We start from the raw sequence: 22,440 nt of genomic DNA, 5'->3' as shown, positions 1-22,440 counted from the left end.
TGCTCGTCGACGGCCGCCCGGTGCGCGACTCGCACGTCCCGGCCGACGCCGAGCACGTCGAGGTGCGCGGCGTCGCCCGCCCGCAGCCCGCCCCGGGCCCGCTGCGCTTCCTGCTCGACGTCCACCTCGGCACCCTCGCCCGCCGCCTGCGCCTGCTCGGCGTCGACGCCGCCTACGAGAACCCGGACATCGGCGACGCCGCCCTCGCCGCCCGCTCCGCCGCCGAGCGGCGCGTCATGCTCTCGCGCGACCGCGGCCTGCTGCGCCGCCGCGAACTCTGGGCCGGCGCCTACGTCTACAGCCACCGCCCGGCCGAGCAGCTGCGCGACGTCCTCTCCCGCTTCGCCCCGCCGCTGGTGCCCTGGAGCCGCTGCACGACGTGCAACGGGACGCTGCACACGGTGGAGAAGACGACGGTGCGCGAGCAGCTGCACGACGGCACCGAGCGGTCGTACGACGCGTTCGCGCAGTGCGCGGACTGCGGCCAGGCGTACTGGCGCGGCGCGCACCACGCGCGGCTGGACGCGATCGTGGCGGACGCGGTGCGCGAGTTCGGCGGGACGGCCGTCACGGCGGGTGACTGAGCGCACCGCCGGCCGGGGACGGGCCCCCTGGCGGGCGCTGCGCGGCGCGTGATCTCATCGGCGGGTGACCTCATCGAACGTGCAGCCGTTTGAGACGGCAAGGGTGGACGGGGCGCCCGCCGTGGTGGCGCCGGACGGGGCGGCGGTCTTCCCGCTGCTCGACCTGACCGGGCAGGGGAGTTTCGCGGTGTTCGAGCTCGCACCCGGGGACGTGACGCGCGCGGTGTCGCACGCCACCGTGCAGGAGCTGTGGTTCGTCACCGAGGGCCGCGGCGAACTGTGGCGCCGGCAGGACGACCGGGAGGAGACGGTCGCGCTCGCCCCGGGGACGGCCGCCTCGATACCGCTGGGCACCGCGTTCCAGTTCCGCGCGGACGAGGACGCCGAAGGACCGCTGCGCATCGTGGCCGTCACGATGCCGCCGTGGCCCGGGACGGACTCCGAAGCCCGCCCGGAGAAGGGCCGGTGGGACGCGACGGCCTGAACGTCACTGCGGCGCGTGGAGGGCGAGCGTCCAGGTGTGGGTGACGTACTTGCCCCGCTCGGGGTCGCGCTCCCGGATGACGGCCGTGAGGCGGTCGGCGGCCGTCCGCTCCAGGGTGGAGGTGAACCGGCTCGCCTCGCCGTCGGGCACGGTGACGAGTTCGGCGAGCGTCGCGTCGCCGAGATCGCGGCCGAAGGCGCGCAGCACGCCCGCGTCGAGGACCAGGATCGTGCCGTCGTGCAGCACGACCGGCGCGCACGGCTGGGACCCGGTGAGCAGCAGGGAGCTGCGCTCGATCACGCCGCCGGGCAGGAGCCGCACGACGCGGCTCTCGGTGGGGGTCATGCGGTCGGCCTCGACGACGCGCAGGCCGGTGCCGACGACGTAGTGGCCGTAGCTGCGCCAGGTGTCGGTGCACTGGCCGTCGCGGTCGAACTGCCAGGTGTGGAAGTAGTCGTAGCCCTCCAGCCCGAGCACGAACCGGCCGCCGCCGAGTGCCGCGCCGCGCTCGCCGCGGAGTTCGGCGACCAGGGTGCCGTCCGCGAGGTCGAGGAGGTACGCGGGGCCGAGGTGGCCCCACGCGTGGTAGTTGATCGAGCTGGTGGTGACGAGGACGCGTCCGGAGGAGATGTGTGCCGCGTTGGGCGTCCCGGGGACGGGGTGGCTCCACCGGACGCGCCCGTCGCCGTCGGTGCAGGTGATCTCGCCGGTACGGCCGCCGATGACCAGGCCGTCGCGTGCGGCGAACGGCTGCTTGGGGATGGGGAACACCGGGTCCATGCCGCGCTTGCGCTGCCGGTCGATCACGGTGACGAGCCAGTTCCCCATGGCGGTGATCCTAGATCAGGCCGGCAGGGGCCGACGGGTCCACAGCCAGTGGCCGATGGCGCCGGTGGAGAGCAGGCCCACGAGCAGGACGACGAGCGGGAGGGCCGCCCCGGAGGACCACGTGACGTCCCCGGCGCGCCCGGCGAGCCACTCGGCCAGCGCGGCCTTCCCCTCGTCGGTGAGCCGCATCAGTCGCCGGTTGCGCCCGCCCTCCTGGCGCACCTCGGAGAGCAGCCGGCCCCGCAGCAGGCGGTCGCACTGCGCGTACACCTGCGCGTGCGGCACCGACCAGAACGGCGCGACCATCCGGGCCGCCTCCACCTTGACGTCGTACGGGCTGGCCTCGCCCAGCTTGTCGATGACGCCGCGGACGAGGAACGAGGGGGTTGTGAACTGCTGGGGGTTGAGGTCGTTTTAGTGCACATGGGTGTCCATGAGTTTGTTTTCGATCACGGTTTGTTGGATCGATGAGTCGACTGTCAGTGGCGTGTGCCAGGGTGGTGGCACTGACGGGAGGGGGATGGCGTGACTGGGCCGAGGGAGACTCTCCGGCGGATCGACGCGCCGTTCGTTTCTCTTGGACCGTCGGGTGTGTCGGTCCGTGACCGTCTCAAGGGCCTCACGCCCGAGGACGAGAAGGTGCTGCGGCTGGTCGGCGGGCATATGGGGGCGCTGGCGTCGAAGGACCTGAAGGCGCGCTGCGCGGACGGCCTGGACCACGGCAGCGAGACGTGGGCCGCGCGCAAACGTGACCTGACCGCGGAGTCGTCGTCGCGCTGGGCCGGGAGCGTCACCAAGGCCACGCACGACCAGTGGGCACTCTCGCGTCGCGGACAGGCCGCGCACCTGGACTCCCTGGATGCCGGCATCAGGACGATCGCGCACCGGCTGTCCCTGCCGATCGGAGAGAAGGGCACCAAGCGCGCGCCCGGCGGGTACCGCTCCAAGCACGAGTGGTTCGTCAAGACCCGGCGTCTGCACGTTCTCGAGGAGCGACGCGCCGCTGTCGCCGCCGACCGCGACAACGGCACCGTGCACGTGGTGCGCGGCGGCCGGAAGCTGCTGAACACCCGGCACAACCTCGACGCCGCGGACCTGACCGAAGCCCAGTGGCGGGAGAAGTGGGAAACCGCCCGCTGGTACCTGTCCGCGGACGGCGAGTCCGGCAAGCGGTTCGGCAACGAGACGATCCGTGTTACCCCGGACGGTGAGGTGTCGGTCAAACTGCCGGTCCCGCTCGCCGATCTGGCGAACGCGAAGCACGGCCGGTATGTCTTTGCCGCGAAGGTGACCTTCCCGCACCGGGGCGCCGAGTGGGCCGACCGCGTCGAGGCCAACCGGGCGGTGGCGTACCGCATCCACCTGGACGTGTCCCGGGGCCGCTGGTACCTGGACGCCTCCTGGACCCGCCCCGTCGTGAAGACCATGCCGCTGGAGGCGGCACGGGCGGCCGGGATGGTCGGCGTCGATACCAACGCCGACCACTTCGCGTGCTGGCAGTTGGATGTCCACGGCAACCCGGTCGGTGACCCCCAGCGGTTCCCCTACGACCTGACGGGTACCGCCGCCCACCGCGACGCGCAGATCCGCCACGCCATCACCCGCATGCTTCACTGGGCGAAGCGCTGCGGTGTAAGGGCGATCGGCCTGGAGAACCTGGACTTCACCGCCGAGACCACCCGCGAGAAACACGGCCGCAAGAAGCGGTTCCGCCGGCTCGTCTCCGGCATCCCTACCGGCAGACTCCGCGCCCGCCTCGTCTCCATGGCCGCCGAGCTGGACATGGTCATCGTCGCGGTCGACCCCGCCTACACCTCCCGGTGGGGCGCACAGCACTGGCAGAAACCGCTCGCCACCCCACGACGCAGGACCACCCGACACGATGCCGCGAGCATCGCGATCGGGCGACGCGCCCTCGGACACCCGATCCGGCGACGGACAGCACCGCCCTACGACGACCGGAGTGATCGTCGCGGGCATCGGACCGTCCAGGCCCCATCGGGCATCCGGGAGCGCGAGGAAACCCGCCACCCCGCCACGGACCGTAGCCGAGAGCTGCGCGCCCGGGCGGGGACCACGAGAACGCGGGCGACCAGCCGGGCATCCACCACCGTTCGGGATGCACGCAGTGATCAGACCTGGGTCCAAGACCCACTCCTGCTCACTTAATTGGAACGGTGGTCAACCGGGTTTCGGGCATGCGGTGACGGTACCGCGCGCACCGGCCGCCCCAACACGCGTCGCGAACGGTGGGCGGGGTGGGGCCGCGCGGCGGACAATCGCCACAGGACCGGCGAGGAGGCCGCAGTGGAGGCGCAGGTGGAGAACGGGAACGGGACGGCGTTCTTCGAGGTCGTGATCGAGATCCCGCAGGGGTCGAGGAACAAGTACGTGATGGACTTCGCGGCGGGCCGCATCCGCCTCGACCGGACCCTCTTCACCGCCACCCGCTACCCCGCCGACTATGGCTACGTCGAGGGCACCCTCGGCGGCGACGGCGAACCGCTGGACGCCCTCGTGCTCGGCGGCGAGCCGGCCGTGCCAGGCTGCGTCCAGACCTGCCGGGCCGTCGGCATGTGGGTCATGCGCGACGAGCGCGGGCCGGACCAGAAGGTGCTGTGCGTGCCGGCCCTCGACCCGCGCTACGCGGGCCTGCGAGACATCGGCGACCTGCCGCGCTTCGACCTGCTGGAGATCACCCACTTCTTCCAGGTCTACAAGGACCTGGAGCGCGGCAAGTCGGTCGAGGGCTCGCACTGGGCGGGCCGCGCGGACGCCTACCGTGAGATCGCCGGCTCGCGGGCCCGGGCGGCGGGGACGCGCTTCGCCGGCCCGGCCTGAGCGGCGGGGACGCGCTTCGCCGACCCGGCCTGAGCGGCCAGGGGCTGTGGAGACCGGCCCGGGGGGCCGGGAGAACCGGTCGCCCGCTGCCCGTAGGGTGATCATGTGACGTCATCCGACCCGACCGTGAAGTCCCTGATCGGCGACCCCTACGCGGGCTACGCCGCCCTGCGCGCATCCGCCCCCGTCCACCGGGTCGTCGGACCTGACGGACTGCCCGTGTGGCTGGTGACCCGCTACGCGGACGTCCGCCAGGCCCTCGCCGATCCGCGCCTGTCCCTCGACAAGGCCCATGCGGCGCCGGGCAATTACCACGGCTTCAGACTGCCGCCGGCCCTCGACGCCAACCTGCTCAACATGGACCCGCCCGACCACACCCGCATCCGCCGGCTGGTCACCAAGGCGTTCACCCCGGGCCGGACGGCCGCCCTGCGCGGCCCGGTCGAGCGGGTCGCCGAGCAGCTGCTCGACGCGATGGCCCCGCTCGGCCGCGCCGACCTGCTCGCCGCCTACGCCGCGCCGCTGCCCATCACCGTCATCTGCGACCTGCTCGGCGTCCCCGAGGACGACCGGCACGACTTCCGCGCCTGGACCGACACCCTCATCACCCCCGACCCCGAGCGCCCGCAGGACGCCAAGGCCGCCGTCGGCGCGATGCTCGCCTTCTTCACCGGCCTCATCGAGCGCAAGCGCACCGCACCCGGCGACGACCTCCTCTCCGACCTGATCGCCGTCCGCGACGCCGAGGACCGGCTCGACGAGGACGAACTCACCTCGCTCGCCTTCCTGATCCTCTTCGCCGGCTACGAGAACACCGTCCACCTCATCGCCAACGCCGTCCTCGGCCTGCTCACCCACCCCGAGCAGCTCGCCGCCCTGCGCGCCGAACCGGCTCTGGTCGAGGGCGCGTTCGACGAGTTCGCCCGCTTCGACGGCCCGGCCCCGGTGTCCATCCGGCGCTTCCCGCGCGAGGACGTCACCATCGGCGGCGTCACCGTCCCGGCCGGCGAGACCGTCCTGCTCGCGATCGCCTCCGCCAACCGGGACCCCGACCAGTTCGCCGACCCGGACCGGCTCGACCTGCGCCGCCGCGAGAGCGGCCACCTCTCCCTCGGCCACGGCATCCACTACTGCCTCGGCGCACCGCTCGCCCGGCTGGAGACCGAGGTCGCCCTCGGCGCGCTGCTGCGCCGCTTCCCCGATCTCGCCCTCGACGTGCCCGTCGAGCAGCTCCGCCACCGGCCCGCGCTGCGCGCCCGGGGCCTGCTGGAGCTGCCCGTCCGGTACTGACCGGCCGTCCTCGCGGCGCGGGAACCGGCACCGGCTCTACAGCGTTGTCGAGGTCGGACAGCGGAAAACGCAGGGGTGTGGAGGAGAGGAAGCGCCATGGGTGTGGCCCTGACGAAGGGCGGCAACGTCTCGCTGGGCAAGCAGGCCCCCGGACTGGCGGCCGTGCGGGTGGGCCTCGGCTGGACGGCGGGCCCCGGATACGACCTGGACGCCAGCGCGCTGCTGTGCGGGCGCTCCGGGAAGGTCGTCTCGGACGGGCACTTCGTCTTCTTCAACAACCTGCGCAGCCCGGACGGTTCGGTCCGCCACCACGGCAGTGACCTGGGCGGGACGGGCACGGCGGGCGGCGACCGCGAGCGGATCGACGTCAATCTCACCGACGTGCCCGCCGACGTCGAGCGGATCGTCTTCGCCGTCGCCATCTACGACGCGGCGCAGCGCCGCCAGACCTTCGCCCAGGTCCGCGGCGCGTACATCCGCCTCACCGATGCCGACGGCGCCGGCTCTTGCCCGGCGCCTCCGGCCTCCGTTTCGGCGGTGTCCGCCGTTCCTGCGAGCCAGCCACCGGGAGTTCCCCAGTGACGTGCTTCTTCGACCGTTCCTTTGGACTGATCAGGAGTGACTCCCGATGAGCCGCACGCCCCGAACGGTCTTGGGCGCACTGGTCCCCGGCGTACTCAACCCCGCTGGGCGACACGCATCCTGTGCGTGGTCCGTCCCGGGAGGCCGGTTCCCTCACGACCTGGCCCCACGGGCACGGCCGGAGGCGACGGGGAGGCCCTGAACCATCCTCTGGTGGAGCAGGGGCCTCGCACGCCGACACCGAGCCCGATGTCCCAGATCGCGCCGCAAGACTACGTGGCCAAGTTGCCACCTCACCCGCACCCGACTGGACGTCACTCGATCGAGCTAACGCGCTCCTGTGCACTTCCGCACAAGCAATATCCGACTCTCGCACGGCGTCGGCGGCGCGCTGCTCAACGAGGCGCTGAGCGACGACGAGCCCCAGGTCGTCGTCAACAACTACTACGAGGGCGACGACGACAGCTTCTTCTAGGCCGTCCCGTGCGTGATGGCGGTCGTCAGTCGACGACGACCGCCATCCGCCCGTACGTCGCGTAGCCGTTCTCGAAGTCGCTCTCCGACACCGTCGTCCGGCCGCGCGCGGGGTCGTTGACCGACACCGTGCCGTCGCCGAACCCCGTGATGACGACGGCGTGTTCGGCCGGTCCCGCATACAGGACCTTGCGGCCGTCGTACGCGGTGTAGGTGGTCGACTTGAGCCGGCGCCACAGATAGTCCACCCACACGATCGCCGGGTGGCCGGCGGCCAGGCTGTCCTTCAGGGTCCCGACCGAGATGCCCGAGCCGGTGTGGGTCACGGAGAGCCCGTAGGCGCGGGCGGCCTTCGCCACCGGCGGGGAGTACACGCCGAAGCCGGTGCCGTCCACCTCCGAACCGTCCGGGTCGCCGACGAAGGCCTCGTACGGGTCCCCGGAGCGGTCGCCGGAGTGCCCGAACTCGGGGTGGTCCCAGTCGACGCCGATGTGGTCCAGGACGTCCTGGTCGCCGACGTGCACGCCGCGCGAGGCCAGGACCATGCGCAGGGCCGCCGCCTCGCAGTCGTTGTTGAGCTGCTGGTGGTAGTACGGCACCGACGCGGCCTCGATGCCCCCGCCGGCCGTCGCCGTCCCGGTGCCGGCCGCCAGGCTCGCGCCGACGAGGGCGGCGACGCAGGCCACGCGCGCTTTCGCAATGATCGTCATGGTGATCGTCATGGCCATGACGCTACGAAGGCCGGCTACGGAGCGCAGCCGGTGCGCCCCGAACCGGTGACGCGGCGTCCGTTCGGTCGTACCGTGGCGTGATGGAGACGAACGCGTCCTCGCGGTATGACGCCGTGATCGTCGGCGGCGGGCACAACGGACTGGTGGCGGCGGCGTACCTCGCGCGGGCCGGGCGGCGCGTGCTGCTGCTCGAACGGCTGCCGCGGGTGGGCGGGGCGGCGGTGTCGGCCGAGGCGTTCCCGGGGATCGACGCACGCCTGTCGCGCTACTCGTACCTGGTGAGCCTGCTCCCGCACGCGATCGTGCGGGAGCTCGACCTGCGGCTGGAGCTGCGGCGCCGCCGGATCTCCTCGTACACTCCCGTCATGCGGGACGGGAAGCCGACCGGGCTGCTCGTCGACGCGGCCGACCCCGACCGGACGCGCGAGTCCTTCCGGACGCTGACCGGCGGCGAGCGCGAGTGGGAGGCCTGGCGCCGCTTCTACGGCACGACCGCGCGGATCGCCGAACGCGTCTTCCCCACCCTCACCGAGCCGCTGCCCTCGCGCGCCGAGCTGCGCCGCCGGATCGGGGACGACGCCTCCTGGGAGGCGCTCTTCGAGCGCCCGCTGGGCGAGGCGGTCGAGCGGACCTTCGCCGACGACCTCGTGCGCGGCGTCGTGCTGACGGACGCGCTCATCGGCACGTTCACCCACGCGCACGACCCCTCGCTGCGCCAGAACCGCTGCTTCCTCTACCACGTCATCGGCAACGGCACGGGCGACTGGGACGTCCCGGTCGGCGGGATGGGCGCGGTGACCGGCGCGCTCGCCGAAGCGGCGCTGGCGGCGGGCGCCGAGCTGCGCACGGGCTGCGAGGTCACCGCGATCGCGACGGACGGTCGCGGCGACGCCGAAGTGACGTACCGTCATGACGGCGGCGAGGCCGTCGTGGTGGGCCGCAAGGTGCTGGTCAACGCGGCTCCGGCGACGCTGGCCCGTCTGCTCGGCGACGAGCCCCCGGTTCCTCCCGAGGGCGCGCAGCTGAAGGTCAACATGGTGCTGCGCCGCCTGCCCGCCCTCCGGGACTCCGCCGTCGACCCGCGCGACGCCTTCGCCGGGACGTTCCACATCGCCGAGGGCTACCGGCAGTTGGAGACGGCGTACGGCGAGGCGGCCTCGGGCCGGCTGCCCTCGGCGCCGCCGTCCGAGATTTACTGCCACACGCTCACCGACAGGTCGATCCTCGGCCCGGACGCGACCCGGCAGGGCCTCCACACGCTGACGCTCTTCGGACTCCACATGCCCGCACGGCTGTTCACCGATCCCGGGGCCAAGGAACGCGCACTGGCCGCGAGTCTGGCGCAGCTGGACGAGGTGCTCGCCGAGCCCATCGCGGACTGCCTGGCGACGGACGCGGACGGTCGGCCCTGCGTGGAGGCGAAGACGCCGCCGGACCTGGAGCGCGAGCTCGGCCTGCCGGGCGGTCACATCTTCCACCGCGATCTGTCCTTCCCGTACGCGGACGAGGAGGCGGCCGGTGCCGCCGGGCGCTGGGGCGTGGCGACGGCCCGCCCGAACGTGCTGCTGTGCGGCGCGGGCGCGGTGCGCGGCGGGGGAGTCAGCGGCATCCCCGGGCACAACGCGGCGATGGCCGTCCTGGAGGAGACGACCCGGTGACCCCGGCTGTCGGTGCGATGCGCTTGGATGGGCCCGTTGCACCGCTTTTGCGTCGTTCTGACCGGGGGAGAACCACCCATGACCACCACTCCTGACGTCGTGTTGCCCGCCGTCGCGAAGGACCCCACCGCCGCGTGGCTGGAGTCCTGCTTCGGCCCGGGCACGCTGTGGCGCCCACGCCCGGAGTCGCTGCCCGAGGGGCTGGAGCACGACGCGACCCGGGCGTTCCTGACGGAGGTCGGCATCCCGGCCGCGCGCAACGGCTTCACCGGCTTCGACGGCAGGGACCTCCCCGAGCGCGGTCTGTGGGAGGCCGACCCGGACGAGATCTACGGCCGCCGCTACCCGGACGACGACACCCCGCCGGACGGCTACGCGTACTGCGTCGGGCTCGTCAACGACCTGCACCTGATGGCGGACGGCGTCACCGGCGTGGTCGAGGCGTACGACCCGAACGGCTGGGACCACGCCGCCGGCCACGTGGGGACGGTGGCGGAGTCGGTGCCGCAGGCGTTCGCCGCGTTCGTCCTGCTGGCCGGGCTGGAGGAGCGCTTCGACGACGGCGACGCGACGGCGCTCGACGAATTCACCACGCTGCTCGACCAGTTGGGCCTGGACCTGGAGCAACACGACTTCTGGCAGGGCGTGGTGGACGAGCTGCGCGAGGGCTACCTGGACCTCGACTGATCCGTCCCGCACCGACGGCCGCCCAACGCCCGTGCGTTGTGCGGCCGTTCGCGTTTCAGCTGCGGAACGCCCCCGCCCGGGCCGCCGCCTCGGCGGCTGCGGCGGCGCGGTCGGCGGCGGCCTCGTCCAGCGGGTCGGCCGTCGTGAACATCCGGTAGTAGAGCGGCGCCGAGACGGCCCGCACGACCTCCGCCGGGTCGGTGCCGACGGGCAGTTCGCCGCGCTCGACGGCCTCGGCGACGCACGGCGCCCACTCGGCGACCCGTACCGCGTAGAACCGCCGCAGCGCCTCCGCCGCGCCGGCGTCGCAGCTCGCCGCGACGATCACGGCCCGGAACAGCGCGCCCTGGCGCGGGTCGGCGAGGGTGCGCTGGACCAGCCGGGCGTTGGCGCGCAGGTCCTCCGTCAGCGAGCCGCTGCGGGTGCGCGGGAGCGACTGCTCCGCCATGTCCGCGAGCAGGTCGGCGACCAGCGCGGTGGTGCCGCCCCAGCGGCGGTAGACGGTGGTGCGGCCGACCTCGGCGCGCTGGGCGATGTCACCGAGGTCGAGCCCGGCGAAACCGTGCTCGACGAGCGCGTCCTCGGCGGCGCGCAGGACGGCGGCGCGCACGCGCGCGGTGCGGCCGCCGGGGCGGACGGTCCCGGGGGTGGGCTGGCTCTCGTCGACCATTAACGGGATTCCTGTTCCATTAGCTTGCCGGACTCTGCTACGGTCGAGCCATTCTAACGGAACGGAAGTCCCGTTAACCGCCTCCAGGGGAGCAACCACCATGGAATACCGTCAGCTCGGCGCGTCCGGCCTCAAGGTCCCCGCGCTCAGCCTCGGCACCGGCACCTTCGGCGGGCGCGGCCCGCTCTTCGGCGCCTGGGGCACCACCGACGACCAGGAGGCCCGCCGCCTCCTCGACATCGCCATCGACGCCGGCGTGACCATGTTCGACACCGCCGACGTCTACTCCGACGGCGCCTCCGAGGAGGTGCTCGGCAAGGCCGTCCACGGCCGCCGCGACCAAGTCCTCATCTCCACCAAGGCCGGCCTGCCCACCGGCGAAGGCCCCAACGACGCCGGCACCTCCCGCGCCCGCCTCGTCAAGGCCGTCGACGACGCCCTGCGCCGCCTCGGCACCGACTACCTCGACCTCTTCCAGCTGCACGCCTTCGACGCCGCGACCCCCGTCGAAGAAGTCCTGGCCACCCTCGACGACCTCGTCCGCGCCGGCAAGGTCCGCTACACCGGCGTCTCCAACTTCTCCGGCTGGCAGCTCATGAAGTCCCTCGCCGCCGCCGACCGCCACGGCCGCCCCCGCTACGCCGCCCACCAGGTCTACTACTCGCTCGTCGGCCGCGACTACGAGTGGGAGCTGATGCCGCTGGCCGCCGACCAGGGCGTCGGCGCGCTCGTCTGGAGCCCGCTCGGCTGGGGCCGCCTGACCGGCAGGATCCGCCGCGGCACGCCCCTCCCGGCCGGCAGCCGCCTCCACGACACCGCCGACTACGGCCCGCCGGTCGACGACGAACACCTCTACCGCGTCGTCGACGCCCTCGACGAGATCGCCGAGGAGACCGGCCGCACCGTCCCCCAGGTCGCGATCAACTGGCTCCTGCGCCGCCCGACCGTCTCCTCCGTCATCATCGGCGCCCGCAACGAGATCCAGCTCCGCCAGAACCTCGGCGCCGTCGGCTGGACCCTGACCCCCGACCAGATCACCCGCCTCGACACCGCCAGCCTCCGCACGGCCCCCTACCCCTACTTCCCCTACCGCCGCCAGGAGGCCTTCGCCCGGCTCAACCCGCCGCTCGCCGGATAATCGGCTTGCCCTACCGGCGCCCGGTGCGGCAAGGTCCGCACCATGCTTGAACTGCGAATTCTCTCCTCCGACGACTGGCCCGTCTTCCGCGAGCTGCGCCTCGCCGCGCTCGCCGAGGCGCCGTACGCCTTCGGGTCCACCCTGGCCGACTGGCAGGGCCCCGGCGACCACGAGGACCGCTGGCGCTCGCGCCTGGAGATCCCCGGCGCGCTCGACCTGGTGGCCGTGCTGGACGGTGAGCCCGTCGCGATGGCCAGCGGCGTCCCGGCCGACGAGGACCCGACGGCCGCCGAGCTGATCTCGATGTGGGTCGGCCCGCAGGCCCGCGGCAAGGGCGTCGGCGACTTCCTCATCACCGAGATCGCCACGTGGGCCGCCGCCCAGGGCCGCACCACCCTGAAGCTCGCCGTCATGCCCCACAACGACGCCGCGATCGCCCTCTACCGCCGCCACGCCTTCGCCGACACCGACGAGCTCGGCGACCTCCTCGACGACGGCGTCTCCCGCGAACTCGTCCTGGCGAAGCCGCTGTAGGGCACTACTCCGCGGATACCGTCGCCTTGGGGCGGGCGTGCGCCGGGAGGCCGTTGGTGAGGTCCTCGACGAGGAGGCGCCAGGCGATGGTGTCGGCGGCGGTGCGCAGTTGGGGGCTGCGGGGGCGGCCGGCGTCGGCGTCGAGGCGGGCGTTGAGCCAGTCCGACCAGGCGCGGGCGAGGGCGGTGATCTGCCGGCGGCCGGCCTCGGTGGGGGTGAGGTGGTCGCCGTCGCGGGTGAGGTAGCCCTCGTCGGTCATGCGGTCGAAGACCGGCTCCAGGACCTCGGGCGGGATGCGCTTGCGGGCGGCGATGAGGTCGAGGGAGGCCCGGCCGACGGCCTTGGTGTGGCCGGCGACCTCCATCAGGGCCCAGGCGCCGGCGAGGTCGACGCGGGTGTCGGCGGTGGAGACGATCGAGCGGACGGCGTCGAGGTCGACCCCGCGCACGATCTTGCAGACCGCGTACTCCAGGTGCGGGTCGGCGTCGCTGGTGGTCGGCTGGGCGAAGCCCTCGCCGAGGTCGGTGGAGCCGGCCCGCGCGGTGTCGCGCAGCTTGACCTGTTTGAGGAAGAGCGCGACGACGAAGCCGATCACCGCGACCGGGATGGTCCACAGGTAGACGGTGTGCAGGGCGTCCGAGTACGCCTGGACGATCGGCGCGGCCTGGTCGGCGGGCAGGGCGTGCAGGCCCTGCGGGCTCTCGGCGGCCCTGCCGAGTACGGCCGGGCTCGCGCCGGTGAGGCGGGCCGAGGTGGCGATGCCGTCGGCGAGTTCGGTCTTGAGGCTGTTGGCGTAGATGGTGCCGAACACGGCGGTGCCGAAGGAACTGCCGATGGTGCGGAAGAACGTGACGCCGGAGGTGGCCGTGCCGAGGTCCGCGTAGTCGACGGTGTTCTGCACGGCGATGGTGAGCACCTGCATGCTGAGCCCGATGCCGGCGCCGAGGACGAACATGTACAGGGAGGCGAGCGCGGTGCCCGTCCCGGGTTTGAGCAGGGAGAGCAGGTAGAGGCCGAGGGCCATCACGAGCGTGCCGGCGATGGGGAACAGCCGGTACTGGCCGGTCTTGCTGACGACGTTGCCGCTGGCGATGGAGGCGATCAGCAGGCCGAAGACCATCGGGAGTGTGCGCACGCCGGAGACGGTGGCGGAGTCGCCGTCGACGTACTGGAGGAAGGTCGGCAGGTAGGTCAGCGCGCCGAGCATGGCGAAGCCGACGACGAAGCTGAGCACCGAGCAGACCGCGAACACCGGGTTGCGGAACAGCCGCATGGGCAGCATGGGTTGGGCCGCGCGCGTCTCGACCCAGCAGAACAGGCCGAGGGCGACGGCGCCGCCCGCGAACAGCCCGACGATCGTCGCCGAGCCCCACGCGTACTCGTTGCCGCCCCAACTGGTGGCCAGGATCAGGGCGCCGGCGCCGACCGCGACCAGCGCGATGCCGAGGTAGTCGATGAGCGGCCGCACCGCGGCCCGCACCGAGGGGATCGTCCGGGCCGCCGCGACGACCACGAGGACGGCGATCGGCACGTTGACGTAGAACGCCCAGCGCCAGGACAGGTGGTCGGTGAACAGCCCGCCGAGCAGCGGGCCGATGACCGTCGCCACGCCGAACACCGCGCCGATCGCGCCCTGGTACTTGCCGCGCTCGCGCAGCGGGATGACGTCGGCGATCAGCGCCATCGCGGTGACCATCAACCCGCCCGCGCCGATGCCCTGGAGGGCGCGCCAGGCGATCAGCAGCGTCATGTTGGTCGACAGGCCGCAGAAGAACGAGCCGGTGATGAAGACGATCGCGGACACCTGGAAGAGCAGCTTGCGCCCGTACAGGTCGCCGAACTTGCCGGCCAGCACGGTGGCGACGGTCTCGGCGAGCAGGTAGGAGGTGACGACCCAGGACATGTGGGCGGCGCCGCCCAGGTCCGCGACGATGGTGGGCAGGGCGGTGCCGACGATCGTCTGGTCGAGGGCGGCCAGCAGCATGCCGAGCACGATCGTGGCGAAGACGACGTTCCGCTGCCGGACGTCCAGCACGGGCGGGGCGGACGGCGTGGTCTCGGTGTCGACGGTCATGCGCCCAGCCTCGCCGCGGCTGCGGGCCCGCCGCGCGGCGGTTCGGCCGTCCGGGTGAGCCGGGTGGCCGCCGCGGCCGGGCGGGGCGAGGATGGGGGACCGAGCCCGGGGGGAGCGGAAGACCGGACGAAGCGCCGGGACGCGGCTCGGGCCCGGTCCAGGGCTCCGACGAGTCCGGAAGAGGCTCCCGATGACCACCCACCCCTCCCGCAGCACCGCCCCGCCCCCGTCCGGCGCCTCCGCCGCCGGCGGGCGGGCCGGGGAGCGGCGCTGGCGGGCGCTCGCGGTGTGCCTGGTGGCCGGGTTCATGACGCTGCTGGACGTCAGCATCGTGAACGTCGCCCTGCCGACCGTCCGCACCGGGCTGCACATGTCGGAGAGCGGCCTGCAGTGGGTGCTGAGCGGGTACGCGCTGGCCTTCGGCCTGGTGCTCGTCCCGGCCGGGCGGCTCGGCGACGCGCGCAGCCGGCGGGCGGTGTTCCTCACCGGGCTCGCGCTGTTCACGCTGGCCAGTGCGCTCGCGGGGGCGGCGCAGGACCAGACGTGGCTCGTGCTGGCCCGGCTGTTCCAGGGTGCGGCCGGCGGGGTGCTGGTGCCGCAGGTGTCGGGGTTCATCCAGACGCTGTTCCAGGGCGCCGAGCGGGGGCGGGCGTTCGGGGCGCTGGGGGCGACGATCGGGGTGTCGACGGCGGTCGGCCCGCTGCTGGGCGGGCTGCTGATCCACCTGTTCGGGCCGCAGGACGGCTGGCGGTGGGTCTTCCTGGTCAACCTGCCGATCGGGATCGCGGCACTGCCGGTCGCCCACCGCCTGCTGCCGCCGCCCCCGCCGGCGGGGGAGCGGGCGGGGCACCGGGACTTCGACCCGGTCGGGGTGGTGCTGCTCGGCGCCGGGACGGTGGCGCTGCTGCTGCCGTTCGTCCAGGAGCAGCAGTGGCACGGCCCCGCGCGGTGGCTGCTGCTGCCGGTGGCGGTGCTGCTGCTGGGGGCGTTCGTCGGGTGGGAGCGGCACTACGCGCGGCGGCGGGAGCCGCTCGTGAACATGGCGTTGTTCGCGGTGCGCGCGTACGCGGCGGGGGTGGCACTGTCGCTGGTCTACTTCGCGGGGTTCACGGCGATCTTCTTCATCTTCACGCTGTACCTCCAGACGGGGCTGCACTATTCGGCGCTGGCGGCGGGCCTGTCGATCACGCCGTTCGCGGTGGGCTCGGCGTTCGGGGCGGCGTTCGGCGGGCGGGTGGTGACCCGGCTGGGGCGCCGGCTGGTGGTGTGCGGTCTGGTGCTGGTGCTCGTCGGGCTCGGCGCGTCGGTCCTGGCGGTGGCGCTGGGCCCGGGGACGTGGGCGGGCTGGGCGACGGCGCTGCCGCTGCTGGTGGCCGGGACGGGCAGCGGGCTCGTGATCTCGCCGAACCAGACGCTGACGCTCTCCCGGGTGCCGCTGGCACGGGCGGGCAGCGCGGGCGGGGTGCTGCAGACCGCGCAGCGCGTCGGCTCGGCGGTGGGGATCGCGATCGTCGGCTCGGTCTTCTTCGCGCACGCCCGTGGACGGAACCCGGACTGGGCGCTCGCCTTCGAGCTGGGGGCGACGGTCGCGGCGGGCCTGGTGCTGGCGGCGCTGGTGGTGGCGCTGCTGGACCTGGTGGCCGGCAGTTCCGGGTGACGCGGAGGTTCCGGGTGACGCGGCCGCAGGGCCCGCACCCCCGTGGCGGGCCCTGCGGCGTCGTCGGTGCTCCAGGCGTCGTCGGTGCTCCCGGCGTCGTCGGTGGTTCCGGCGCCGTCAGTGGTCCCGGCGCCGGATCGTGAGCGTCGCGATCACCACCGCCGCGACGGACCACACCGCGAACGTGATCCAGCCGCTCGTGACCGTCGCCGGGTACGGCGACACCCGCTGGTTCGTCAGGTCCACCTGGGCCAGCCGGCGCCAGGCGGTGAACGGCAGGGCGTGCGCGACGTCGGCGGACCAGCGGTAGGTGTCGGTGAAGAAGGACGGCACGAAGAACAGCACCAGGATCGTGCTCACGACGCTCGCCGCCGTGTGCCGGATCAGCACCCCGAGGCACAGGCCGACCAGCGCGCAGACCGGCGCGAACAGCGCGGCTGCCGCGACGAAGCGGAAGGCGCCCGGGTCGGTGATCGGCAGCGCGATGCCCCGGCCGGAGATGATCGCCTGCGCGACGCCGAAGGAGGTGCCCGAGACGGCGGCGCCCCAGCCGAGCATCACGCCCGTCAGCACCGCCGCCTTGGCGAGCAGCAGCGCCGGCCGGTCGGGGACGGCGGCGAGGCTCGCCCGGATGAGGCCGCTGGCGTACTCGCAGACGATGACGAACGCGCCGAGCCCGCCCGCCACCATCATGACGACGTCGGCCCCGACGGCGCTGAACGCCGAGTCGAGCGCGGCCTGGTAGTAGTGCGCCGTCGGGTCCGGGTCGAAGTGGTCGTAGGTGTAGGTGGCGTTCTTGACGGCGGCGAGGACGACCACGGCGGCGCCGAGCAGCAGGACCCACGGGGTCGAGCGCAGTGACCAGAACTTGATCCACTCGGCGGCGAGGAGGTCGCGGAAGCGGGCGCGGGCCAGGGCGGTGGTGGCAGTGACGGTGAGGGTGCTCAACGGGGCTCTCCGGCAAGGTATTCGACGCTGTCGGCGGTCAGTTCCATGAACGCCTCCTCCAGGGAGGCGCCGCGGGTGGTGAGGGCGTGCAGCACCAGGCGGTGCTCCAGGGCGAGTGCGCCGATCCGGGCGGCGGACAGGCCGGTGACGGCGAGGGCGCCCTCCTGCGCCGGGCGGACGTCGGCGCCGGCGGCCGTCAACACCCCGGCCAGGCGGGCCGGTTCGGCCGCGGCGACGCTCACGCTCGACCGGCCGGCCCGCGCGGAGAACTCCGTCAGGCCCTCGTCGGCGATCAGCCGGCCCCGGCCGATCACGACCAGGCGGTCCGCGGTGTGCTCCATCTCGCTCATCAGGTGGCTGGAGACGAAGACCGTCCGGCCCTCGGCCGCCAGCCGGCGGAACAGGCCGCGCACCCACAGCACGCCCTCCGGGTCGAGGCCGTTGAGCGGCTCGTCGAAGAGCAGCACCGGCGGGTCGCCGAGCAGGGCTCCCGCGATGCCGAGCCGCTGGCGCATGCCGAGCGAGTACCCGCCGATCCGGCGGCGCGCGGCGTCGGCCAGTCCGACCTCCGCGAGCACCTCGTCGACCCGGCCGTGCGGGATCGCGTTGCTGCGCGCCAGCGCCCGCAGGTGGGCCCGGCCGGTGCGGCCGCCGTGGACGTCGGAGGCGTCGAGCAGTGCGCCGACGTGCCGCAGGCCGCGCCCGAGGCTGCGGAAGGGGCGGCCGTCGACGGTCGCGGTGCCGGAGGTGGGCTCGTCGAGGCCGAGGACCATCCGCAGCGTGGTGGACTTGCCGGCGCCGTTGGGGCCGAGGAAGCCGGTGACGTGGCCGGGGCGCACGGTGAAGGTGAGGCGGTCCACGGCCGTCCGGCGGCCGTAGCGCTTGGTCAGTTCGGTGACTTCGATCATGGGCACCACGGTGCCGGGCCGGGCCCGGCCACCGCATCGGACCGGCGCTGACACCGTGCGGCCCCGGCCGTCACCCCGGGTCGTACAACCACGGTTTGATGTCCTGTCGGCGGTCCGTCGATACGATCACCGCATGATCACGACGCCGACTCCGCCGCTGCTGCGGCGCCTCCCGCCCGAGGCCTGGGTCGGGCTCGCCTGGTGCGTGGCCGCCGCCTACCCCGCCGTCGTGCTCGGCGGCGCCGCCCGGCAGCACAGCGGCGCCGCTGCGCACGGCGGCCTGGCGTTCACCCTGCTCGACACGGCGGTCGCCTTCGCCGGCGCCGCCCTCGTGCGCCGCCTGCCCGTGCTCTCCGTCGCGCTGCTGCTGATCGCCACCTGGACGGAGACCGACGGCTGGGCCGCCCACGTCCAGGTGCCCCCGGCCTCGCTGCTCGCCGTCGACGCCGCCCTCTGCCTGATCACCGCCACCGCGCCGCGCCGCACCTCCCGGCGCGCGTTCGCCCTGGTCATGACGTTCCTCGTGCTGCACATCGGCCTCGTCCACGGCAACACCGTCGGCATCTTCACCGGCACCCACATCGGCTCCGCCGACGGCGCCGCGCTGCTCGCCCTCGTCGCCTGGCTGGCCGGCCGCTCGGTGCGGCAGAACCGCGAGCACGCCGAAGCGCTGAGCACCCGGGCCGCCGCCCAGGCCGTCACCGACGAACGCCTGCGGATCGCCCGCGAGATGCACGACACCGTCGCCCACAGCATCGGCATCGTCGCCCTCCAGGCCGGCGCCGCGCGCCGGGTCATCGACACCCGGCCGGAGCGGGCCAAGGAGGCGCTCGGCGCGATCGAGGCGGCGGGCCGCGAGACGCTCGCCGGGCTGCGCCGGATGCTCGTCGCGCTGCGCCAGGCCGAGGGGGAGGCCTCGGCCACCGTGCCGCAGGGCCTCGCCGACCTCGACCGGCTGGCCGCCGTGACCACCGCCGCGGGCGTCGCGGTCGAGGTCCGGCGGATCGGTGAACAGGCGCAGCTGCCGGCCGAGTTGGACCTGGCGGCGTTCCGCATCATCCAGGAGTCCGTCACCAACGTGGTGCGCCACGCGGACGCGCGCGCGTGCCGGGTCTCGGTCGACCGCACGAAGGAGGACGAGGTGTCCGTCGAGATCACCGACCGGGGCCGCGGCCACGGCACCGCCCCCGGCAGCGGCTTCGGCCTCGCCGGGCTGCGCGAGCGGGTCGCGCTGCTGGGCGGCGAGTTCAGCGCCGGGCCACGCTCCGACGGCGGGTTCCGGGTCGCGGCCCGGCTGCCCCTGCGGGCGGAGGCGGGCCGGTGAGCGGGCCTGCCGACCCGCCGGTGATCCGCGTGGTGCTGGCCGACGACCAGCCGTTGGTGCGCGCCGCGCTGGAGATGGTGATCGCGGAGACGGACGACGTCGAGGTGGTCGGCGAGGCCGGCACCGGCGCCGACGCCGTCCGGCTGGCCGCCGAACTGCGGCCGGACGTCGTCGTGATGGACATCCGGATGCCCGGCACGGACGGCATCGAGGCCACCCGCCTGGTCACCGCGGCCGGCGGGCCGACCCGGGTCGTCGTCCTCACCACCTTCGACGACGACGACCACGTGTACGCGGCGCTGCGCGCCGGGGCGTCCGGGTTCCTGGTCAAGGACATGGCCCTGGACGACATCCTCGCCGCCGTGCGGGTGGTCGCGGCGGGGGACGGGCTCATCGCGCCGAGCGTCACCCGTCGCCTGATCTCCACCTTCGCGGAGCAGAACCCGCCGTCGGCTCCGACTCCGGCTCAGGCCCCGGCTCAGGCCCCGGCCCCGGCCCTGGAACACCCGCGCCTCGCCGCGATCACCGGGCGAGAGCGCGAGATCCTCACCCTCGTCGGCCGGGGCCTGTCCAACGGCGAGATCGCCGCCGAACTCGTGCTCAGCACCGCCACCGTCAAGACCTACATGACCCGGCTGCTCGCCAAGCTCGACGCCCGCGACCGGGTGCAGCTGGTGATCCTCGCCTACGAGGTTGGCCTGGTGTCCGTCTAGCGCGGCTCAGCGCTTGACCGCCGGTCAGGGCGAGGAAGCCAGGCCCAGGTTCCGGTCAAAGCTTGGCAATGATTTTCATATCGCACCATGATCCATCTAGATATGAAAACCATGTTCATCTACGCTGTGGGCCGTACCCCGCGCCCGGCCTCACCGCCGGACGTCCTCCTCTCCCAAGGAGCACCACAGCCATGCGCATCGCCATGCCCGTCCGCAGTCTCAGAGTCGCCCTCGCCGCCGCCGTCGCCGCGCTCGCCGCCACCAGCGCCTGTTCCACCGCGTCCGGCAAGGCCTCGTCCGCCGCCGGCGCCACCGCCGGCAAGACCGGCGGAGGCGTCGTCCAGGTCGTCGCCGCCGAGAACTTCTGGGGCTCGATAGCCGCGCAGCTGGGCGGTGACCACGCCAAGGTCGCCAGCATCATCGCCAACCCGGACACCGACCCGCACGACTACGAACCCACCACCGGCGACGGCCGGACGGTCGCCGGCGCGGGGTACGTCATCACCAACGGCGCGGGCTACGACGGCTGGTCGGACAAGCTGCTCGCCGCCAACCCCGCCGCCGGCCGCACCACGCTCAAGGTCGCCGACCTGGTCGGCGTCAAGGAGGGCGGCAACCCGCACCAGTGGTACTCCCCGGACAGCGTCCACAAGGTCGTCGACCGGATCACCGACGACCTCAAGAAGCTCGACCCCGCCGACGCCGCCTACTTCGACCAGCGGAAGGCCGCCTACCTCGGCACCGCCCTCGCCCCGTACGAGAAGCAGCTCGCCGCGATCAGGGCGAGCTACGCCGGCACCCCGATCGGCGCCTCCGAGTCGATCGTCACCCCGCTCGCCGACAGCCTCGGCCTCAAGCTCCTCACCCCGGCGACGTTCCTCGGCGCGATCAGCGAGGGCACCGACCCCACCGCCCAGGACAAGGCCACCGTCGACGAGCAGATCAGGACCGGTCAGATCAAGGTCTACCTCTACAACAGCCAGAACTCCACCCCCGATATCAAGGCCCAGGTCGACGCGGCCAAGGCGAAGGGCATCCCGGTCGCCACCGTCACCGAGACCCTCACCCCCGCCGGAACCCCCTTCCAGGACTGGCAGACCACCCAGCTCCAGGGCCTCGCCGACGCGCTGAAGCAGGCGACCGGCAAGTGACCACGATCCCGGCCGGCCCCGCCGTGAACACCGCAGCCGCACCCGTGAACGCCTCCGACCCCGGACCGGAACCCGTCCTCACGCTGCGCGGCGCGGCCGTGCGCGTGGCCGGCCGGACGCTCTGGTCCGACGTCGACCTCACCGTCCGGGCCGGCGAGTTCACCGCCGTGCTCGGCCCCAACGGGGTCGGCAAGTCCACCCTGGTCAAACTCCTGCTCGGCGCCGTCCCGCCCGCCGCCGGCCGGGTCCAGGCCCCGCCGCCCACCGCCATCGGCTACCTCCCGCAGCGCCGCAGCTTCGACCCCGCCATCCGGATCCGCGGCCTGGACGTCGTGCGCCTCGGCCTCGACGGCCACCGCTGGGGCGTCCCGCTGCCCGGCCTCGCCCGGGCCCGCCGCCGCGCCGAGCGCGAGCGCGTCCAGGAGGTCGTCGACCTGGTCGGCGCCGGCGCGTACGCCCACCGCCCGATCGGCCAGTGCTCCGGCGGCGAACAGCAACGTCTGCTGCTCGCCCAGGCGTTGGTCACCCGGCCCCGCCTGCTGCTGCTCGACGAACCGCTCGACAGCCTCGACCTGCCCAACCAGGCCGCCGTCGCCGCCCTGCTCGGCCGGATCTGCCGCACCGAGGCCGTCGCCGTCGTCATGGTCGCCCACGACGTCAACCCGATCCTGCACCACCTCGACCGGGTCGTGTACCTCGCCGACGGCCGCGCCGTCAGCGGCACCCCGGCCGAGGTCATCAACTCCCGCACGCTCAGCGGCCTCTACGGCTCGCCCGTCGAAGTGCTGCGCACCGCCGGCGACCGGCTCGTCGTCGTCGGCGTCCCGGACGGCACCGGCCACGGCGAAGGGAACCGCAGACGATGACGCCCGCCGACGCGCCCGTCTTCAGCTGGGACCTCACCGCCGACCTCCGGGACATGTGGTCCTACGCCTTCATGGTCAACGCCTTCCGCGCCGCGACCGTCGTCGCCGTCGTCGCCCCCGTCGCCGGCTGGTTCATGGTGCTGCGCCGCCAGGCCTTCGCCGGCCACACCCTCTCCGTGGTCGCCTTCCCCGGCGCCGCCCTCGCCACCCTGCTCGGCGTCTCCACCACCCTCGGCTACCTCGGCGCCTGCCTCGCCTGCGCGCTCGTCATCGCCCTGCTCCGGGACGGCGGACGGCC

Annotated in this window: 24 protein-coding genes; 17 read left to right on the top strand and 7 right to left on the bottom strand. The window is 73.6% G+C overall.

The features are described from left to right. Window positions 1-584, top strand: a 584-nt coding sequence (locus AB0O00_RS10575; protein ID WP_363650221.1) for a Mut7-C RNAse domain-containing protein, incomplete at its 5' end; no start/stop codon positions are given. A gap of 79 nt (window positions 585-663) precedes the next feature. Then, window positions 664-1,068, top strand: coding sequence for a cupin domain-containing protein (locus tag AB0O00_RS10570; RefSeq protein ID WP_363650219.1), 405 nt, complete (start codon window positions 664-666; stop codon window positions 1,066-1,068). A 3-nt stretch (window positions 1,069-1,071) separates the two neighbouring features. Here AB0O00_RS10570 and AB0O00_RS10565 read toward each other — a convergent pair whose 3' ends face one another. Beyond that, the gene (locus tag AB0O00_RS10565) at window positions 1,072-1,896 is read right to left on the bottom strand and encodes a hypothetical protein (protein ID WP_363650217.1); all 825 of its coding nucleotides are present in this window, start codon (window positions 1,894-1,896) and stop codon (window positions 1,072-1,074) included. A gap of 15 nt (window positions 1,897-1,911) precedes the next feature. Then, complete coding sequence (locus AB0O00_RS10560; protein WP_363650222.1) at window positions 1,912-2,247, bottom strand: PadR family transcriptional regulator; 336 nt, start codon at window positions 2,245-2,247, stop codon at window positions 1,912-1,914. Between the two features lie 240 nt (window positions 2,248-2,487). Between AB0O00_RS10560 and AB0O00_RS10555 the strand changes: the two genes are divergently transcribed. The 5 genes from AB0O00_RS10555 (at window position 2,488) to AB0O00_RS10535 (ending at window position 7,084) form a co-directional block, all read left to right on the top strand. Next, a complete protein-coding gene (locus AB0O00_RS10555) occupies window positions 2,488-4,065 on the top strand; it encodes an IS200/IS605 family accessory protein TnpB-related protein (RefSeq protein ID WP_363650215.1) in 1,578 nt (525 codons plus the stop codon). A gap of 138 nt (window positions 4,066-4,203) precedes the next feature. Next, a complete protein-coding gene (locus AB0O00_RS10550; RefSeq protein ID WP_363650213.1) occupies window positions 4,204-4,737 on the top strand; it encodes an inorganic diphosphatase in 534 nt (177 codons plus the stop codon). 105 nt (window positions 4,738-4,842) lie between these two features. After that, window positions 4,843-6,027, top strand: coding sequence for a cytochrome P450 (locus AB0O00_RS10545; protein WP_363650211.1), 1,185 nt, complete (start codon window positions 4,843-4,845; stop codon window positions 6,025-6,027). Window positions 6,028-6,123: 96 nt separating this feature from the next. After that, window positions 6,124-6,609, top strand: a complete 486-nt coding sequence (locus AB0O00_RS10540) for a TerD family protein (RefSeq protein WP_363650210.1) — start codon at window positions 6,124-6,126, stop codon at window positions 6,607-6,609. Window positions 6,610-6,949: 340 nt separating this feature from the next. Beyond that, on the top strand, window positions 6,950-7,084 hold the full coding sequence (locus AB0O00_RS10535) for a hypothetical protein (protein ID WP_363650208.1): 135 nt from the start codon (window positions 6,950-6,952) through the stop codon (window positions 7,082-7,084). Window positions 7,085-7,109: 25 nt separating this feature from the next. Here AB0O00_RS10535 and AB0O00_RS10530 read toward each other — a convergent pair whose 3' ends face one another. After that, window positions 7,110-7,805: a C39 family peptidase gene (locus AB0O00_RS10530; RefSeq protein ID WP_363650206.1), complete on the bottom strand. Its 696-nt coding sequence runs from the start codon at window positions 7,803-7,805 to the stop codon at window positions 7,110-7,112. Between the two features lie 89 nt (window positions 7,806-7,894). Between AB0O00_RS10530 and AB0O00_RS10525 the strand changes: the two genes are divergently transcribed. Both AB0O00_RS10525 and AB0O00_RS10520 read left to right on the top strand, forming a co-directional pair. Next, window positions 7,895-9,472, top strand: coding sequence for an NAD(P)/FAD-dependent oxidoreductase (locus tag AB0O00_RS10525; RefSeq protein ID WP_363650205.1), 1,578 nt, complete (start codon window positions 7,895-7,897; stop codon window positions 9,470-9,472). 78 nt (window positions 9,473-9,550) lie between these two features. After that, window positions 9,551-10,159 carry an SUKH-4 family immunity protein gene (locus AB0O00_RS10520; RefSeq protein ID WP_363650203.1) on the top strand — a complete coding sequence of 203 codons (609 nt, stop codon included), beginning with the start codon at window positions 9,551-9,553 and terminating at the stop codon, window positions 10,157-10,159. Between the two features lie 55 nt (window positions 10,160-10,214). On the opposite strand, the gene AB0O00_RS10515 is transcribed toward AB0O00_RS10520, so the two are convergent. Beyond that, window positions 10,215-10,829: a TetR/AcrR family transcriptional regulator gene (locus tag AB0O00_RS10515; protein ID WP_363650201.1), complete on the bottom strand. Its 615-nt coding sequence runs from the start codon at window positions 10,827-10,829 to the stop codon at window positions 10,215-10,217. A gap of 100 nt (window positions 10,830-10,929) precedes the next feature. On the opposite strand from AB0O00_RS10515, the gene AB0O00_RS10510 reads away from it, so the two are divergent. Both AB0O00_RS10510 and AB0O00_RS10505 read left to right on the top strand, forming a co-directional pair. After that, complete coding sequence (locus AB0O00_RS10510) at window positions 10,930-11,967, top strand: aldo/keto reductase (protein WP_363650199.1); 1,038 nt, start codon at window positions 10,930-10,932, stop codon at window positions 11,965-11,967. 42 nt (window positions 11,968-12,009) lie between these two features. Continuing rightward, entirely contained in the window at window positions 12,010-12,501 is a 492-nt protein-coding gene (locus AB0O00_RS10505) for a GNAT family N-acetyltransferase (RefSeq protein ID WP_363650197.1), read from the top strand. Between the two features lie 4 nt (window positions 12,502-12,505). On the opposite strand, the gene AB0O00_RS10500 is transcribed toward AB0O00_RS10505, so the two are convergent. Then, entirely contained in the window at window positions 12,506-14,575 is a 2,070-nt protein-coding gene (locus AB0O00_RS10500) for an MDR family MFS transporter (RefSeq protein ID WP_363650195.1), read from the bottom strand. A gap of 190 nt (window positions 14,576-14,765) precedes the next feature. On the opposite strand from AB0O00_RS10500, the gene AB0O00_RS10495 reads away from it, so the two are divergent. Continuing rightward, window positions 14,766-16,232, top strand: a complete 1,467-nt coding sequence (locus AB0O00_RS10495) for an MFS transporter (protein WP_363650193.1) — start codon at window positions 14,766-14,768, stop codon at window positions 16,230-16,232. 117 nt (window positions 16,233-16,349) lie between these two features. Here AB0O00_RS10495 and AB0O00_RS10490 read toward each other — a convergent pair whose 3' ends face one another. Both AB0O00_RS10490 and AB0O00_RS10485 read right to left on the bottom strand, forming a co-directional pair. Further along, on the bottom strand, window positions 16,350-17,180 hold the full coding sequence (locus AB0O00_RS10490) for an ABC transporter permease (RefSeq protein WP_363650191.1): 831 nt from the start codon (window positions 17,178-17,180) through the stop codon (window positions 16,350-16,352). After that, window positions 17,177-18,088, bottom strand: a complete 912-nt coding sequence (locus AB0O00_RS10485; protein ID WP_363650189.1) for an ABC transporter ATP-binding protein — start codon at window positions 18,086-18,088, stop codon at window positions 17,177-17,179. The genes AB0O00_RS10490 and AB0O00_RS10485 overlap by 4 nt, the downstream gene beginning before the upstream one ends. Before the next feature lie 133 nt (window positions 18,089-18,221). Between AB0O00_RS10485 and AB0O00_RS10480 the strand changes: the two genes are divergently transcribed. From AB0O00_RS10480 to AB0O00_RS10460, 5 genes are all read left to right on the top strand, one after another. Beyond that, the gene (locus AB0O00_RS10480) at window positions 18,222-19,412 is read left to right on the top strand and encodes a sensor histidine kinase (RefSeq protein WP_363650187.1); all 1,191 of its coding nucleotides are present in this window, start codon (window positions 18,222-18,224) and stop codon (window positions 19,410-19,412) included. Continuing rightward, complete coding sequence (locus AB0O00_RS10475) at window positions 19,409-20,125, top strand: response regulator transcription factor (protein WP_363650185.1); 717 nt, start codon at window positions 19,409-19,411, stop codon at window positions 20,123-20,125. The genes AB0O00_RS10480 and AB0O00_RS10475 overlap by 4 nt, the downstream gene beginning before the upstream one ends. Window positions 20,126-20,316: 191 nt before the next feature. Then, a complete protein-coding gene (locus tag AB0O00_RS10470) occupies window positions 20,317-21,276 on the top strand; it encodes a zinc ABC transporter substrate-binding protein (RefSeq protein WP_363650183.1) in 960 nt (319 codons plus the stop codon). Then, a complete protein-coding gene (locus tag AB0O00_RS10465; RefSeq protein ID WP_363650181.1) occupies window positions 21,273-22,142 on the top strand; it encodes a metal ABC transporter ATP-binding protein in 870 nt (289 codons plus the stop codon). Before AB0O00_RS10470 ends, AB0O00_RS10465 begins: the two co-directional genes overlap by 4 nt. Continuing rightward, window positions 22,139-22,440: metal ABC transporter permease (locus AB0O00_RS10460; protein ID WP_363650179.1), on the top strand; the 302-nt coding region annotated here is incomplete at its 3' end. The genes AB0O00_RS10465 and AB0O00_RS10460, both read left to right, overlap by 4 nt.

Origin of the sequence: Kitasatospora sp. NPDC093558 (assembly GCF_040683475.1) — a bacterium.
Classification (GTDB): domain Bacteria; phylum Actinomycetota; class Actinomycetes; order Streptomycetales; family Streptomycetaceae; genus Kitasatospora.
This window is presented reverse-complemented; position numbering and strand designations above follow the sequence as displayed.

Excerpts from the sequence above, each read along its gene's own strand:
- AB0O00_RS10565 (WP_363650217.1), bottom strand. The coding sequence starts at position 1,896 with ATGGGGAACTGGCTCGTCACCGTGATCGACCGGCAGCGCAAGCGCGGC.
- AB0O00_RS10540 (WP_363650210.1), top strand. The coding sequence starts at position 6,124 with ATGGGTGTGGCCCTGACGAAGGGCGGCAACGTCTCGCTGGGCAAGCAG.
- AB0O00_RS10530 (WP_363650206.1), bottom strand. The coding sequence starts at position 7,805 with ATGACGATCACCATGACGATCATTGCGAAAGCGCGCGTGGCCTGCGTC.
- AB0O00_RS10525 (WP_363650205.1), top strand. The coding sequence starts at position 7,895 with ATGGAGACGAACGCGTCCTCGCGGTATGACGCCGTGATCGTCGGCGGC.
- AB0O00_RS10520 (WP_363650203.1), top strand. The coding sequence starts at position 9,551 with ATGACCACCACTCCTGACGTCGTGTTGCCCGCCGTCGCGAAGGACCCC.
- AB0O00_RS10515 (WP_363650201.1), bottom strand. The coding sequence starts at position 10,829 with ATGGTCGACGAGAGCCAGCCCACCCCCGGGACCGTCCGCCCCGGCGGC.
- AB0O00_RS10510 (WP_363650199.1), top strand. The coding sequence starts at position 10,930 with ATGGAATACCGTCAGCTCGGCGCGTCCGGCCTCAAGGTCCCCGCGCTC.
- AB0O00_RS10505 (WP_363650197.1), top strand. The coding sequence starts at position 12,010 with ATGCTTGAACTGCGAATTCTCTCCTCCGACGACTGGCCCGTCTTCCGC.
- AB0O00_RS10500 (WP_363650195.1), bottom strand. The coding sequence starts at position 14,575 with ATGACCGTCGACACCGAGACCACGCCGTCCGCCCCGCCCGTGCTGGAC.
- AB0O00_RS10495 (WP_363650193.1), top strand. The coding sequence starts at position 14,766 with ATGACCACCCACCCCTCCCGCAGCACCGCCCCGCCCCCGTCCGGCGCC.
- AB0O00_RS10485 (WP_363650189.1), bottom strand. The coding sequence starts at position 18,088 with ATGATCGAAGTCACCGAACTGACCAAGCGCTACGGCCGCCGGACGGCC.
- AB0O00_RS10480 (WP_363650187.1), top strand. The coding sequence starts at position 18,222 with ATGATCACGACGCCGACTCCGCCGCTGCTGCGGCGCCTCCCGCCCGAG.
- AB0O00_RS10470 (WP_363650183.1), top strand. The coding sequence starts at position 20,317 with ATGCGCATCGCCATGCCCGTCCGCAGTCTCAGAGTCGCCCTCGCCGCC.